This window comes from Ligilactobacillus sp. UO.C109, assembly GCF_026847815.1.
GTDB classification, from domain to species: Bacteria; Bacillota; Bacilli; order Lactobacillales; family Lactobacillaceae; genus Ligilactobacillus; species Ligilactobacillus salivarius.
In genome coordinates, this window is sequence record NZ_JAPSFH010000006.1 from 1 (window position 1) to 16,300 (window position 16,300).

Consider the following 16,300-nt stretch of genomic DNA (forward strand, 5'->3'; position numbering starts at 1 on the left):
TTGACTTCGCAAATGTTTTTGCTTCTTTATAGAAGCCCTGCACATTTGTTTCATCGAAACTTTGTTTAGTTTTCAAAGATCATATAACATTCTCATGCAACTATTTAATTATATCACAGTTAAAAAATATGTCAATAAAAAAATTATCAACTTCATAACTTGCAACTTCTTAAGTAGCAGCAACATTTAAATAATATACACGAGTTACACCTCTGCGTCAACACTTTTTTTAATAAAATCTAAAAAAAATCAGTTTGCTTATTTACAAACTGATTTTTTATCTTATTTTCTATTATTCTGGTCTCAAAGTTGGGAATAGGAGTACATCACGAATTGATGGTGCATCTGTTAGAAGCATTACCAATCTATCAATTCCTATACCTAATCCCCCTGTTGGAGGCATTCCGTATTCCATAGCTTCAATATAATCTTCATCGATACCTTCAGCTTCATCATTACCAGCTTGACGTTCAGCAACTTGTGCTTCAAAGCGTTGACGTTGGTCAATTGGATCATTCAATTCAGTAAAGGCATTTGCATATTCATTTCCTAAAATGAATAATTCAAAACGATCTGTGAAACGTGGATCATCAGCATTTTTCTTAGCTAATGGTGAAATTTCTACAGGATGACCATAAACGAAAGTTGGATCAACAATTGTATCTTCACAGAATTGTTCAAAGAATTCATTAATAATATGACCTACTTGCCAGTATGGTTCATAATGAACTTTATGCTCATCTGCTATCTTTCTAGCTTCTTCAAGAGACATTTCTTTCCAGAAATCTACTCCCGTCTTTTCCTTGATTAAATCTACCATATGAACACGTTTGAATTCTTTATTAAAATCAACGTCCGTTCCTTGATAGTTAATCTTCCCATCAGATGTTACAACTTTAGCAGCTGCTTTAAAGATACCTTCTGTTTCATCCATAACGTCTTTAAAGTCAAAGTATGCTGCATAAGTTTCAAGCATTGTAAATTCTGGATTGTGCTTAGTATCAATTCCTTCATTACGGAAAACTCTACCAATTTCATAAACACGTTCCATTCCACCAACAATCAAACGTTTGAGGTGTAATTCTAAAGCGATTCGTAAGTAAAGTTGAATATCCAATGCATTATGATGTGTAATAAATGGACGTGCAGCTGCACCACCAGCTTGATTATGTAATACAGGTGTCTCAACTTCTAAAAATCCATTACTATCTAAATAATTACGAACAGCTGTAACAATCTTGCTACGGTTTACAAAACGATTGTAACTTTCACGGTTAGTAATTAAGTCTAAGTAACGTTGACGATAAATTTGTTCTACGTTTTGAAGACCGTGGAATTTATCTGGCAATGGTCTTAGAGCCTTGGATAAGAAAGTAAGTTTAGTTACTTTAATTGTAAGCTCACCCATATCAGTCTTGATAACATCACCAGTTACACCTAAGAAATCTCCTAAATCTGAACGTTTAAAGATATGGTACATTTCTTCGCCAACTTCATCTTTACGAATGTAAAGTTGCATTCTACCTGTCTTATCTTGTAAATCAGCAAAGCCTACCTTACCTTTACCACGCTTTGCTACCATACGTCCTGCGATTGTAGCCTTAACATCTAAGTCAATTAATTCTTCTTTTGTCTTATCTTCAAATTTGTCGTGTAATTCTTTGTTTAAGAAATCACGCTCAAATCTATGACCGAATGGATCAACGCCTTCATCGCGCAATTCTTGCATCTTTTGACGACGAACTCTTAACTGATCATTCATTGATTGTTGATTAGCCATTTAAAATCCTCACTTTCTCAATAATTTATACACTGCTCTTTATTATATCATAGTCAACTGAACATATTAATTATAATATTAACAAAATATCCACTAAACAGCTTGACGTGCTAATGTATCTGCTAAGAAATTATCAAAAATATCGATCATTTCTGCTTCTGTATCTGCAGAATTTAAAGCCGCTTTAGTACGCGCGGAACGTGGGATTCCTTTCAAATAATATGCAGCTTGAGAACGGAATTCTTTTGGCCCAATAACTTCACCTTTAGCTTTAACTAAACGATGTAAATGTTCCTTAGCAACTTTAATCTTTTCTGCAGGTGTAGGTTCTTCCAAAATTTCTCCTGTTTCAAGGTAATGTGTTGTTTGCTTAACAATCCAAGGATTACCTAAAGCTGCACGACCAATCATTACTGCATCTGCTCCAACTTCATCCAACATCTTCTTAGCTTCTTCTGGTGTACGAACATCACCATTCCCCATAAATGGAATCTTAGTTAAATGATCAGCTACTTCTTTTAAAATTCCCCAATCTGCATGTCCTGTATATAATTGTTTTCTAGTACGTCCATGCATTGCTAATGCTTTAGCTCCACCTTCTTCTGCTGCTAATGCATTTTCAACAGCTAAAATATGATCTTCATCCCAACCAGTTCTCATCTTAACTGTTACAGGCTTATCTATAGAACTAGTAACTGCATGAACCATTTCATAAATCTTATCTGGATCTAAAAGCCATCTTGCACCAGCATCAGTCTTTGTAACTTTAGGAACTGGGCAACCCATGTTTATATCGATAATATCAGTCGCAGTATTTTCTGCCACAAATTGAGCAGCTTCAACTAAAGTTTCTTTGCTACCACCGAAAATTTGGACACTAACTGGATGCTCAGTTGGATCAACAAATAGCATATCTAATGTTTTCTTATTTCTAAAATGGATTCCTTTGTCAGAAATCATTTCACAAACAACTAAACCTGCACCAAATTCCTTACAAATCATACGAAAGGCAACGTTTGTAACCCCAGCCATAGGAGCTACTACAACTTGATTAGGGATAAATATATCACCAATTTTCCATTCCATTATTCTCTTCCTCCATTTTAAGCTTGATTAGCTTCATTCATAATTTTAGTTAATTCTTCTTCATTAAATTCATATTTTTTCCCACAAAAATGGCAAACTGCTTCTGCACCTTTATCTTGTTCTATCATTTCTTCAAGATCTTTTTTAGGTAAACTTGCTAGTGCTTCAGCAAATCTTTCTTTTGAACAATCGCATTCATATGCTACTGGCATTTTCTCAAGAATTTTTACTTTGTCTTTTGGGAAAAGTGTATACAAAATTTCTTCAGGAGTCTTACCATCTTTACGCATCATTTCAGATACTAACGGTATTTCTTGTAACTTCTTTTCAATTTCATCTAAAATCTCATCACTAGCTCCTGGTAAAACTTGAATCATAAAACCACCAGCTACACCTATTGTGTTATCATCTTCAACAAAAACAGATAATCCTACGGCTGATGGAATTTGCTCTGACTTAGCTAGATAGTAAGTGAAATCTTCACCTAACTCACCAGATACAAGGGGCACTTGTCCTGTAAAAGGCTCTTTTAATCCTAAATCTTTAGTTACTGATAAAAAGCCTTGAGTACCTACTGCGCCTTTAACATCAATCTTATGTTTTTCATTTAAAGGCAAATGCACATGTGGTTCATGTACGTATCCTTTGACTGTACCTTTAGCATTACCATCTACCACAATAGCCCCAATTGGTCCATCGCCATTGATTTTTACGGTCATTTTTTCATCACCAGATAGTTCCGATGCTGATAATAATAAAGTACCTATCAAACTTCTACCAAAAGCAGCTGAAGCAGCACTCCAAGTATCGTGTAATTTTTGTGCTTCTCCTACAGTTTCAGTAGCATCAACTGCATAAGCTCTAATTGCTCCATCATATACTAAGCTTTTAACTAAATAATCAGACATTTTTCTTACCTCTTTATTTTTATACACAAATTACATACTAACAAATTGTAGTCAATTTTTCTATTATTATCTTTTTTATTTTGTCAAATAAAAAATGGTACTGACAGTTTAAAACCACCAATACCATTTTTGTTATTCATCTTTCTTATCAGTATCTTCATCTGATTCATGAGGATAGAACACTTCTGTTTCTTTATGTTCCTCATCTTTTTCAGCTAATTGTTTTTTAGCTTCTCTACGTTCAACAGCTTGTTTTGCTTCTTCAAAAGTTGCTGCCTTTTCACTAGGAAATTCATCTTCGTTTTCTGCTGGCATCTTACCTGTCTTATACAAACTCAAGATTTGTTTTTCATCTAGAGTTTCATGTTCAAGTAATGCTTCAGCGATTACTTTATGTTGTTCTCTATGAGCTTCGATAATTTCCTTAGCTTGTTGCATACCTTCATTGGCAATACGTTTAACTTCTTCGTCAATGATATTAGCTGTTTGTCCAGAGTAACTATGTTGACCATTGAATTCACCAGGTTGCATATTAGCTTGACCTTCATATTGAACAGGGCCTAACTTGTCACTCATACCAAATTCTGTAACCATTGCTCTAGCTAATTGAGTAGCTTGTTGGAAGTCATTAGAAGCACCAGAAGATTGTTGACCAAAGATAATTTCTTCGGCTGCACGTCCACCCATCAAACCAGCAATTTGTTCCTTAAGGTTCTTCTTGGACATCAACATTTGATCTTCTTTTGGTAACATGATAGCATATCCGCCAGCACGTCCACGAGGTACGATTGTAACCTTATGAACTACACGTGCTTCATTTAATACTAAACCTACAATTGTATGTCCAGCTTCGTGATATGCCACTGTTTCACGTTCATGCTTACTAATTACACGATCACGCTTAGCAGGTCCTGCAATAACTCTATCTTCTGCTTCATCGATATCAGATGCATCAATTTCTTTCTTATCACGACGAGCAGCTTGTAATGCAGCTTCATTCAATAAGTTTTCTAAGTCAGCACCAACAAAACCAGGTGTTTGCTTAGCAATCATCTTCAAATCGACATCTTTTGCTAAAGGCTTGTTCTTAGCGTGAACCTTCAAAATAGCCTCACGACCCTTAACATCAGGACGACCTACTAAAATCTTTCGGTCAAAACGACCTGGACGTAGCAAAGCAGGATCTAATACATCAGAACGATTAGTAGCTGCCATAACGATGACACCTTCATCACCTTCGAAACCATCCATTTCAACTAACATTTGGTTAAGTGTTTGTTCACGTTCATCATGTCCACCGCCCATTCCGGCACCACGACGACGACCTACCGCATCAATTTCATCGATAAAGATAATAGATGGTGCGTTCTTTTTAGCATTTTCAAATAAGTCACGCACACGACTAGCACCAACACCGACGAACATTTCAACGAAGTCAGAACCAGAAATTGAGAAGAATGGTACACCAGCTTCACCAGCAACAGCTTTAGCAAGTAAAGTTTTACCAGTTCCTGGAGGTCCTTCCAATAGCACACCAGATGGAATTCTAGCACCTAAAGCTAAGAACTTACGTGGATCACGCAAAAATTCTACAACTTCAACTAATTCTTGCTTTTCTTCTTCAGCACCAGCTACATCTGAAAAACGAACTTTATTGTTCTTTTTGTCAATAGGCTTAGCTTTGGATTTTCCAAAGTTCATAACACGGCCACCGCCGCCACCTTGGCCAGCTTGACCCATCATCATGTAGAAGAAGAAAATGAAGAATAGAATTGGAACTACTGAAATTAAAAGTTGAATCCAAATACTACTAGATTCTTCTTCTTTAGCACTATTTTTTATTTTATTTTTTTGTGCATACTCTTGAATTTGTTTTACAGTCGAGTCATTCGTCAATACATTAGTTGTAAAACCAGTTGATTCATCCGCACCACTGGAAGCAATTCCGGCAATACCACTCGAACCAGATGATTTCTTAGCATGACGATAAGTACCCGTTATTTTGTACGTACTTCCAGAAGGTTGCATCGTAAAATCTTTAATATTATTCTTCTTCAATTCTGTTATAAATTGACTAGATTGAATTTGTTGTGTCTGCATACTTTGGCGACTACCAAACATATAATACAAGACACCCATAATACCCAAGAATACTACGATATAAAAGAAACTATTTCTAAGAAGTCCGTTACCATTCCTGTTGTTATTCATAACGTTCCTCCATATCCAAGGATTAAAGAGTCACTTATCACCATTAAATAAGCACTCCATTGTGAATATAATAGCATAATTAATAAATTTTGACTATTATTGACTATTAATTTCACTAAAATAAATTGTTTAAAATTTTATTAACCTTCGTAAACTTCAGGCTTCAAAATTCCAACATATCCTAAGTTACGATAGCGACCTGCAAAGTCTAAACCGTAACCTACTACAAATTCATTAGGAACTTCAAATCCTACATAGTCAGGCTTAACTCCTTCAACACGACGTTCAGGTTTATCAAGTAAAGTACAAATCTTAACAGATTTTGCATTACGATGCTTAAATAGTTCAACTAAACGTTGTAATGTACGACCTGTATCGATAATGTCTTCAACGATTAAAACATCTCTTCCAGTTACAGATGTATCTAAGTCTTTAATAATTTTAACTTCACCAGATGATTCTGTTCCTTCTCCATAACTAGAAACGTCCATAAAATCTAATTCTAAATATGTATCGATTTCACGAATAATATCAGTTGTGAACATAACAGCACCCTTAAGAACACAAACTACTAATGGATTTTTACCTTCAAAATCCTTAGTAATTTGCTTTCCTAGTTTTTTAGTAACTTCAGCGATTTGTTCTTTACTGTATAAAACTTCTTTGATGTCGTTGTTCATAAGATTAACCTCTTTCTTACTTTTTTCTAAATACTAGTATGTAATGAATTTTAGCATTTTGTGGGGCCAGTGACAAATCAGTTTTTTTTGTTTCTAAAATCCAATACACTTCATTTTTATTTTTTGTAATTAGCCAACTCTTATTTCTCTGTTCACTTGGAATTTTTTTATCAATAAAAACTTTTTTAATTTTTTGATTTCCAAAGCTCATTTTTAGTGAATCACCCGGTTGTCTATGTCTAATTACCCAATTTTCATTATCTTCTACAACTAGAGTTTCATCTCCAGGCATTAGTTCTATTTCATTAATCTTAAATAAGCCTATCTTTTTCCCTTCTTCTAAGTTATGCCATTTATTCAATTTTAATTCAAAATTTTCTTCTAGATTTAAACTAGTAGTACTTTTAATTCTTATTCCTATTTCGAGATATTCATGATAGAATTCAAATTTTTCATTCAAATCAAACTTTGCTTGAGGTTTCTTCTCATCATTAAGCATCGCTAAAATTTGCTGTACCTGTGTTTCTTTGATTTCTAATCCTTTTACTTCTAAATATCGTTCAAGTAGAATACGTTGCCATAAGGGACTTTCTTTAACAAATTTATCATAGTCCAAAGTTTCTTCTTTAGAAATCTTATTCAGTTTCACATCAGCTACTTCTTGAATTGCTTGTAAATTATTTGTTAATTGCTGAGTATATTCTAATACATGCTTTAAAAATTCTGGATTTTCTGCTTTTAATACTGGAATTATATGATGTCGTAACCTATTTCTTTGGTAGTCATCGCTTTTATTAGTTTCATCCTCATAATATTTAATCCCTAATTGTTTAGCATAATCATAAATTTCTTTTTTATTAAAAATTAACATGGGACGAACTATTTGATAATCCTCTCTGAAAATGCGTACAGATTGAATTGCTTGTAATTGTTGAATATTCCCACCTCGAATTAATTTCATTAAAAAAGTTTCTGCTTGGTCATCTCCATGATGCGCCGTTACCAAGTACTCAATATTATTTTCTTTTAGGACTTTTTCAAAAAAGTTATATCTAACTTCTCTGGCTGCAGCTTCAATGCTTTGTACAGGATGTTCTTCTTTTTCCCACCTGTATACATATAAAGGAATATTTCGTGCAAAACAAAACTCTTTAATAAATTTTGTTTCTTCTTTGCTTTGCTCTCGTAATTGATGATCAATATAAGCGACATTAATTTCTACATTTAAAACTTTACTCAATTTCAACATTCCTGATAATAAGACCATAGAATCTACACCTGTAGAAACTGCAAGCAATACTTTTTTATTGGAAATTTTTAAATCCCTAAGTCGCTGTAATAATTGATTTTCAAATTTTTTTACATTCAACTTTATCACTCACTTCAAAAAATAAAAAGGCAAGAAGTAATTACCTCTTACCTTTTGTTGTATTAGCTGCGACGACCGCCACGACCGCCACGTTTTCCTTCTGTATTACGTTTCAAGGAAGTCAATCTATCTTCACTTTCCTTCAAAAATCCAGCTAATAAGGAATCGAAATCTTTCTTCTTTTCTTCATGCTTTGGCTTAAAAGAAGTATTATGATTTTTCTTTACTTTATCCCTATTATTGTGTTGTTCGTGATTATTGTTACGACGTTGGTTGTTTTGCTTTTGAGGTTTATCCACTGCTTTCTTGATGGAAAGACCGATCTTACCATCATCACTGACAGATAAAACTTTAACAGTAACTTCATCACCAACAGATAAGACTTCATGGATATCTTTAACAAAAGTATTGGATACTTCACTAATATGAACTAATCCTGTCTTCTTATCCCCTAAATCAACAAATGCACCAAAATCTGTAATTCCTGAAACTTTTCCGGAAAGTTTAGCTCCTACTTCAATCGACATAAAAATTGTCTTCCTCCTTGAAATTCTATACCTCTCAGTATATCACGCACTAAATATTATTAATACTACTAAATTAAACTTTTTTTAATTATTGTCCAATATTTTTTGTAACATCTGTTGGTAAGTTATAAATTATTTCGTTATCTTTAGAATAGGAGTACTTTTCTCGAATTAATTTTCTTAAATAATCTTCATCATTTAATTGCTTAATCTGCTCTTTCAAATCAGTATTTTTAGCTTTTACTTTTTCTAACTTCTTATTAGCTTCTTCCGTTTGAACATTAATATTTTGGGTTTGATAGTGCATTGTAATGAGTCTTATTCCAAACACTATTGTTAATAGTATAGTTAAAGAAATAATACTTACTCTAAACAATCGATAATGTTGATAGTGTTTAGCTTTTAAAGCAGCATTTTTACTTTTAGCTTGTTGCTTACGAAAATAATCATTATCCATAATAGTAATCTTTGATCTTTTCTTCACTGACTATCTAGCCCCTTCCATTCTTTATCCAAAACGATTTATATAGAAAAATCTTCCTTATATTCTTCAGAGATAACTTCAAACAATTCTTGTGCTTCTTTCTTCTTTGTTGTATCTCTAATATCATTAACTTTAACCGTTAATACTTTATTACCAAAGTTTATCACAATTTCATCGCCAACATTTACATTTGATGATGATTTAGCCACCTTGCCATTAATTGTAATTCTACCTTGACTTGAAATTTCTTTTGCTACTGTTCTTCTTTTAATAATGCGTGATATTTTCAAAAACTTATCTAATCTCATCAATGTCCTCCATTTAATTTGTCAATTATTTTTATAATCTTAATTCCACCTGGCATAGCCATATATTCTTCTTTTGTAAATAAATTAAACTTAATTGCTAAAATTCCAAAAATAAATACTCCCACAGGAATACATATTACTGAAATTATTCCGACATCTAATCTAGAACTTCCCAATAGGTATCCCAATAATATTGAAAGACCTTTTACTACTATCCCCATGATACATGAAATAAGTAATAATTTTAAGACATAACCATCACTTCTAAATAAAATCTCAAGCTTTATTGAACTAAAGAGAATAATGATAATTGCAGCTAATAATAAACTAGCTGTAGTAGCAATACTTGCTCCAATTATTCCAAATTTACCAATTAAGTAACTATTAAGAATATATTTAGTTAAGAAAGCTACCCCTAATCCAATTAGTAACACTCTATACTCATCAATACTTTGTAAAATAGAACTATAGCTATTGATTACTGTCATCAAAATTATGCCTAGTAAATATATTCCAATTACCAAGCTAAGTTCACTATCACCAAATAAAAGTTTATTAACTTCAGGCAATAAAGCTAATAATCCCACTGTAGTAGCACTAGCTATTCCTAAACTAATTCTCAAGATAGATGATGCCGTATTTTCAAAAGTAGTTTTTTCTTTCTTTTCAATTGCTGCTGTTAGAGAAGGTAAAAGCGTCGAAGAAAAACTTACTCCTATTACTAATCCCAATTGTATTAAAGGTTGAGCTCTATCGTAAATACCTTTTATATTGCTAGCTTTTATTGAAGATAGGCCATAAATCTCCAAATTATTCTTAATTGTGAAGGAATCTATTAATTGCAAAAGTACTATCAATGCAGTAAATAAACATATCATGATTCCTTCTGTCATTAGTCTCTTTACTAAATCTCGATATTTGATACTATGTTTGTGAGATTTTCTTGAAAAAAGCCTTATAAAAATACCTACAAAACATAGTAGTGCAACTAAACCTCCTAATGTTGAGCCAAACATCGCCCAAGCTCCCATTTTATAAATAGACCAATGATGTCTAACCGCATACCATGCAACCCCAATAATAACAATCACTCTTATTAGTTGCTCATACACTTGTGATACAGCAGTGGGCGTCATATTAAATATGCCTTGATAAAATCCTCTTCCTACTGATAAAAAAGGCATCAACAAAAACATCCAGGAAACACTCTTGATAATTACTTCCAGCTTTATATCTCCCATAGCTTCAGCAATTTGAGTTGATCCAAATTGTAGAAATAAAAAGCACAAGATAGCCAGTACAACTAAAACGTTGAATATCCTTTTTGAAATCTGGTATTTTGATTCTATATCATCTTGTTCAGCAATAATTTTTGAAATAAATACAGGAAATCCTGATAAAGAAAAAGTCATTCCAATTGCATAAATCGGATAAACTTGCTGATAAACGTAAAATCCTAAATTCCCTACCATATTTTCAAACGGAATTCGGTACATCGCACTTAAAATTTTAGCTATAAAAGAAGCCCCTGATAGGATTATTGCTCCCTTCATAACATTTCCAAAATTATTTTTCATTACCTTCACCTATGCTGATTTATCCATAGTAACATCCACCATTTTAGCTAATTCTTTGAGTAATTTCTTTAATTCTTCCAAAATTTGATTACTTTCCATGCCAGTTTGGATGTTTAACTTAATCTGAATTTTTTGGTTTTTATTTCCCAGAGTCGTACTAAATTTAGTTACCGATAATACTTTAAAAACATCCTTAATGTCTAATTTTCCATTTAACTTATCTGATAACTCAATTTCAATTGTTTTTTTATTCTGACTAACACTATCTACTAAAGCTGCATCAGCATACATTTTTAATAGGCCAACTTCTAATAAATTGTGTACTTCTATTGGATATTCACCAAATCTATCAATTAAATCATCTTGAACTTCTATATATTGATCTTCATTTTCAAATTGATGGATTCGTTTATAAATTTCAACCTTCTGTTTAGGATCAGTAATATAATCCGCTGGCAAATAAGCTTCTAAATCAAGATTAAGTTCAGCATCCGTTTTAACTTTAATCTCTTTACCACGTTTCTTGGCTACAGCATCATTTAACATCTGTGTATACAAATCATATCCAACAGAATCAATGAAACCATGTTGTTGCTTACCTAATAGATTTCCAGCTCCACGAATTGATAAATCTCTCATCGCAATTTTAAATCCTGAGCCCAACTCTGTGAAATCTTTAATAGCTTCCAGACGTTTTTCAGCGACCTCTGTTAACACTTTGTTAGGTTGATACATAAAGTAAGCATATGCAATGCGATTTGATCGTCCAACGCGTCCTCTTAATTGATACAACTGTGATAATCCCATTCTGTCCGCATTATCAACAAATAATGTATTCACGTTAGGAATATCAACACCAGTTTCAATAATTGTTGTTGTGACTAAGACGTCATACTCACCATCGATAAAATCTATCAAAATATTTTCTAGTTGCGTTTCGGTCATTCTTCCGTGAATATAAGCCACTTTAGCTTCAGGTACTAGACTTTCTAATTCACTAGCAACTTTTTCAATATCATCAACCCGATTATGCAGATAGAAAACTTGTCCCCCACGCTCTATTTCACGCTTAATTCCATCTACAATTACCCCATAATTTTTTTCAATAACATAAGTTTGTATTGGATAACGATTCATGGGTGCTGTTTCAATAACTGATAAATCACGTACACCTAACATAGACATATTTAACGTTCTTGGAATAGGTGTAGCTGTTAATGTTAAAACATCTACACTTGTCTTCAATTCTTTTAATCGTTCCTTATGTTTAACTCCAAAACGTTGTTCCTCATCAATAATTAATAACCCTAAATCTGCAAATTTTACATCTTTTGACAATAATCTATGCGTACCAACAACAATATCCAACTTGCCTGTTTCTAAATCTTCGATAGTTTCTTTAATTTCCTTGGCTGTATTAAATCTAGATAAAATACCAATCTCAACAGGGAAATTTTCAAAACGTTGTTCCATTGTTTCGTAATGTTGTTGAGCTAAAACTGTTGTTGGCGCCAAGAAAGCAACTTGTTTACCATCTTGAACCGCTTTAAAAGCCGCTCTTAACGCCACTTCTGTTTTACCATAACCAACATCACCAATTAATAATCGATCCATTGGCTTGGTCTTTTCCATATCTTGTTTAATTTCTTTAGCACTCCGCAGTTGATCTGGTGTTTCTGTATATGGAAATGCATCTTCGAACTCTTTTTGATAGCTATCATCAGGAGTAAATGCGTATCCCTTTTCAGCTTCACGTTTAGCATAAAGATCAACTAATTCATCAGCAATATCTTCAATTTTGTTAGCAACACGGCGTTTAGTTTTAGCCCACTCAGAACCACCTAATTTATTAACTCTAGGGGTTTTTGATTCTGAAGACACATATTTTTGTATCTTATCTAATTGAGATACCGGGATAAAAAGTTTCGCATCATCTTGATAGAGAATGGTCATATAATCATGATGATGTCCACCAACTTCTAAAGTTTGCATCCCCATATAGCGTCCAATCCCATGATTGACATGAACGACATAGTCACCCTTTTTCAACTCAGTATAACTTTTTAGTCGTTCTGCGTTATTCATAGTTAAACGTCTAGGTTGCTTTTTCTTCACGTTAGAAAATAATTCATTTTCGGTTAAAACAACGAGTTTATCCTTAGGAATTTCAAATCCTTCATTTAAGAAACCTTGGACCACTTGTGTAACTCCAACTTGAATTGCATTCTTATCTGTTATAATCGACTTAATTTCAAAATCATCTAATGTTTGAGAGACCTTTTCCAATCTTTCTCTATCATTAATCAAAAATACAACTGTTTGCTTTTGTTTTTCCCAACGTGAAACTTCAGTCTTCAAAAGTGGCATCTGTCCAAAGAACTTTTGAACAGCACGTGTCTTTATATCTACAAGTTGGGCAAACTTCATTCTGCCTAGTCCTTTTTGAAATAACGATAAGAAAATTCTAGGTTGTTTAATTTTCTTTTCTACACTTCTAAAATCATGACCTAATTTTAAATTATCAAATAAACTATTAGTACGTAGTCTATCTGTTAACCAATCAGCTTCAGAATATTCTAGGTTCTTTTGTTTCTCAGTCAAACGAGAATAGTCATCAAAGATTACTAACCCTTCATCACTCAAGTAATCAATTAAATTTGTACTTTCTGGATAAATATATTCAGCATATGGTAGATATTCAGCCTTTAAAAAACCATCTTTAAAATCAGCTAGCATTTTTTGAATATTTTCAGTTAGTTTTTCTTCTTTTGTATTCTTTAATTTTGAAAATTGCTTATTATATTCTTTTTTTATTTTTTCACTAGCCAACTCTAGAACTTCTTTACTAGCAATAAAGTCAGTAGCTGGAATGATAGTTACTTGCTCCACATTTTCAATACTTCTTTGATTTGCGATATCAAAAGTCCTCATTGAATCAATTTCAATATCAAAGAAATCTATTCTATACGGATTATCTGCATCTAAAGGAAAAATATCGACGATAGATCCTCGGATTGCAAAGTCTCCAGGTGCATTTACCATATTGGACCTAATATATCCCATTTCAAGTAATTTCTTCTCTAGTTCGGCTGGGTCAACTTCCTTGCCAATCTCTAATTGAATTTCATGTTGTTTCCAGTACTCCACACTAGGTAAAAAACGTCTTATCCCAGCTACTGTAGTAATTACAATTACTGGATTTTCTGAAGTTAATGCAGTTAAGGCGCTTACTCTTTGAGCTCTGTATTCTGGAGAACTAGTTGCCATTTCTGCAACTAACATATCTTCTACTGGAAATAATTCAATTCTTGTATCTTCTATTATATTCTCTAAATCACTTTGCAATTGTTGTGCATGATATAAATCACTTTCCACAATTAATTGTGGTACTTTCTTATCTTTTAATAGTTTAGCTATCATCAATGTCTTAGAAGAGCCTACCAATCCTGTCAACATATGTCGTCCATCAGTAGTTAAATTCTTTTCCCACTCTTTCAATTCCGAGACATTCAAAAAAGTATCTATTAATTCCATTAAATTAGATTCCTCACTTAACTAGTTAAATCTATTCATTGTATTCATAAAATCATCATTTTCTATCCAATCATCTAGAGCAGCAACAGCTCTAGTTAATCCATCATCTAATTTTGCTTCTTGTTCTTTAGTAAATCTAGATAATACCCAATCTACCACTGACATTTTTTGTGGATGATCAATTCCTACACGGACTCTCTTAAATTTTTCAGTCCCCACATGTGAAATAATAGACTTAATTCCATTGTGTCCACCAGCAGATCCTTTTTGTCGTAAACGTAAATGTCCAATTTCCAAATCCATATCATCATGGCAAATGATAATATCTTCAGTAGTTAGATTAAAATAATCCATCAATGGTCTAACAGCTCTACCAGATTCATTTATATAAGTTGTAGGTTTTATTACTATTATTTTTTCACCATTAATAAATAACTCTGATATCAATGAATCAAATTTTTCTTTGTTAAAATCTCCACCATGTTCTTCCACAAAACGCTCTACTACCATAAATCCAACATTATGTCTTGTACCTTCATACTTTTTTCCTATGTTACCTAAACCTACAATCATTTTCATTTTTTTATATCTTCCTTTCAATTTTAGCAAAATAAGTTTCATCATTTTCAAAGAATTTTTTATTTATACACGCAAAAAAGGCTGGCTAATTCATCATTACCCAGAAACCTATCACCAAATCTTTAGTCAAGTATAACATATTTTCTCTTAAATCTTAGAAAATTTGTTTGAAAATAATATCACATTTTATGAAAAACGTGTTATACTAGATTTGTAAAAAAAGCTTACTTATGAAAGGATGAAGAACTGTGTCAAAAACACAAAATCATCAAAAAGTTATTTTAGTCGGTGACGGTGCTGTTGGATCTAGCTATGCTTATGCTATGGCTTTACAAGGTACTGCCGAAGAATTTGGTATCGTAGACGTTGTTAAAGAACGTACAGAAGGTGACGCTCTTGACTTGTTCGATGCTACAGGTTTCACATTCCCTAAGAAGATCTATGCAGCAGAATACTCTGACTGCAAAGATGCAGATTTAGTTGTTATCACTGCTGGTGCTCCTCAAAAGCCAGGTGAAACTCGTTTAGATCTTGTAAACAAGAACTTGAAGATTTTATCTTCTATCGTAAAACCAGTTGTTGAATCTGGTTTCGACGGTATCTTCTTGGTTGCAGCTAACCCTGTAGATATCTTGACATATGCTACATGGAAATTCTCTGGATTCCCTAAAGAAAAAGTTATCGGTTCCGGTACTTCTTTAGATACAGCACGTTTACGTGTTGCTATGACTGAAATGACAGGCATCAAGGATCCTCGTTCTATGCATGCTTACATCATGGGTGAACATGGTGACTCTGAATTTGCTGCATACTCTGCTGCTACAATCGGTGGTCGTCCATTCTTAGATTGGGCAAAAGAACATGGTGTCTCCAAAGAAGATTTAGATAAGATGGAAGATGACGTTCGTAACAAAGCTTACGAAATCATCAACAAGAAAGGTGCTACATTCTACGGTGTTGCTGCTGCTCTTGCACGTATTTCTAAAGCTATTTTACGTGACGAAAATGCTGTATTACCAGTTTCTGCATACATGGAAGGTCAATATGGTTTAAACGATATCTTTATCGGTACTCCAGCCGTTGTTAACGGTACTGGTTTACATGAAGTTATCGAAGTACCTTTGAATGAAGAAGAAAGCAAGAAGATGACAGCATCTGCTGCTACTTTGAAGAAGGTTCTTACAGATGGCTTAAAGGCTCTTGAAGAAAACAAGTAATAAGAAAGCTAATTACAAGTTTCTAGAGATTGGATTATAT

At 33.1% G+C, this 16,300-nt stretch carries 13 protein-coding genes; 1 reads left to right on the forward strand and 12 read right to left on the reverse strand.

What is annotated here, in order from left to right; genetic code table 11:
• Positions 1 to 292 precede the first annotated feature (292 nt).
• From lysS to pth, 12 genes are all read right to left on the reverse strand, one after another.
• Positions 293 to 1,780, reverse strand: coding sequence for a lysine--tRNA ligase (gene lysS, locus OZJ21_RS01450; RefSeq protein WP_003701392.1), 1,488 nt, complete (start codon positions 1,778 to 1,780; stop codon positions 293 to 295).
• Between the two features lie 93 nt (positions 1,781 to 1,873).
• The gene (gene dusB / locus OZJ21_RS01455) at positions 1,874 to 2,866 is read right to left on the reverse strand and encodes a tRNA dihydrouridine synthase DusB (RefSeq protein WP_268857319.1); all 993 of its coding nucleotides are present in this window, start codon (positions 2,864 to 2,866) and stop codon (positions 1,874 to 1,876) included.
• Positions 2,867 to 2,883: 17 nt separating this feature from the next.
• On the reverse strand, positions 2,884 to 3,774 hold the full coding sequence (hslO, locus tag OZJ21_RS01460) for an Hsp33 family molecular chaperone HslO (RefSeq protein WP_003709730.1): 891 nt from the start codon (positions 3,772 to 3,774) through the stop codon (positions 2,884 to 2,886).
• Positions 3,775 to 3,906: 132 nt separating this feature from the next.
• Positions 3,907 to 5,985 (reverse strand): ATP-dependent zinc metalloprotease FtsH, encoded by a 2,079-nt coding sequence (gene ftsH / locus OZJ21_RS01465; protein ID WP_268857320.1) that lies wholly within the window; start codon positions 5,983 to 5,985, stop codon positions 3,907 to 3,909.
• 140 nt (positions 5,986 to 6,125) lie between these two features.
• The gene (hpt, locus tag OZJ21_RS01470) at positions 6,126 to 6,665 is read right to left on the reverse strand and encodes a hypoxanthine phosphoribosyltransferase (RefSeq protein ID WP_003705261.1); all 540 of its coding nucleotides are present in this window, start codon (positions 6,663 to 6,665) and stop codon (positions 6,126 to 6,128) included.
• Between the two features lie 16 nt (positions 6,666 to 6,681).
• Positions 6,682 to 8,040: a tRNA lysidine(34) synthetase TilS gene (gene tilS / locus OZJ21_RS01475; RefSeq protein ID WP_328284330.1), complete on the reverse strand. Its 1,359-nt coding sequence runs from the start codon at positions 8,038 to 8,040 to the stop codon at positions 6,682 to 6,684.
• 56 nt (positions 8,041 to 8,096) lie between these two features.
• Positions 8,097 to 8,561 carry a S1 domain-containing RNA-binding protein gene (locus OZJ21_RS01480; RefSeq protein ID WP_003703194.1) on the reverse strand — a complete coding sequence of 155 codons (465 nt, stop codon included), beginning with the start codon at positions 8,559 to 8,561 and terminating at the stop codon, positions 8,097 to 8,099.
• 88 nt (positions 8,562 to 8,649) lie between these two features.
• Positions 8,650 to 9,045, reverse strand: coding sequence for an FtsB family cell division protein (locus tag OZJ21_RS01485; protein WP_004563885.1), 396 nt, complete (start codon positions 9,043 to 9,045; stop codon positions 8,650 to 8,652).
• Positions 9,046 to 9,083: 38 nt separating this feature from the next.
• A complete protein-coding gene (locus OZJ21_RS01490; protein ID WP_003709726.1) occupies positions 9,084 to 9,353 on the reverse strand; it encodes an RNA-binding S4 domain-containing protein in 270 nt (89 codons plus the stop codon).
• Positions 9,353 to 10,930, reverse strand: coding sequence for a putative polysaccharide biosynthesis protein (locus OZJ21_RS01495; RefSeq protein WP_268857322.1), 1,578 nt, complete (start codon positions 10,928 to 10,930; stop codon positions 9,353 to 9,355). The genes OZJ21_RS01490 and OZJ21_RS01495 overlap by 1 nt, the downstream gene beginning before the upstream one ends.
• Positions 10,931 to 10,939: 9 nt before the next feature.
• Complete coding sequence (gene mfd, locus OZJ21_RS01500; protein WP_268857323.1) at positions 10,940 to 14,464, reverse strand: transcription-repair coupling factor; 3,525 nt, start codon at positions 14,462 to 14,464, stop codon at positions 10,940 to 10,942.
• Between the two features lie 21 nt (positions 14,465 to 14,485).
• A complete protein-coding gene (gene pth, locus OZJ21_RS01505; protein ID WP_268857324.1) occupies positions 14,486 to 15,043 on the reverse strand; it encodes an aminoacyl-tRNA hydrolase in 558 nt (185 codons plus the stop codon).
• A 248-nt stretch (positions 15,044 to 15,291) separates the two neighbouring features.
• On the opposite strand from pth, the gene OZJ21_RS01510 reads away from it, so the two are divergent.
• Positions 15,292 to 16,260 carry an L-lactate dehydrogenase gene (locus OZJ21_RS01510; RefSeq protein ID WP_081513954.1) on the forward strand — a complete coding sequence of 323 codons (969 nt, stop codon included), beginning with the start codon at positions 15,292 to 15,294 and terminating at the stop codon, positions 16,258 to 16,260.
• The last annotated feature ends 40 nt before the right edge of the window (positions 16,261 to 16,300 follow it).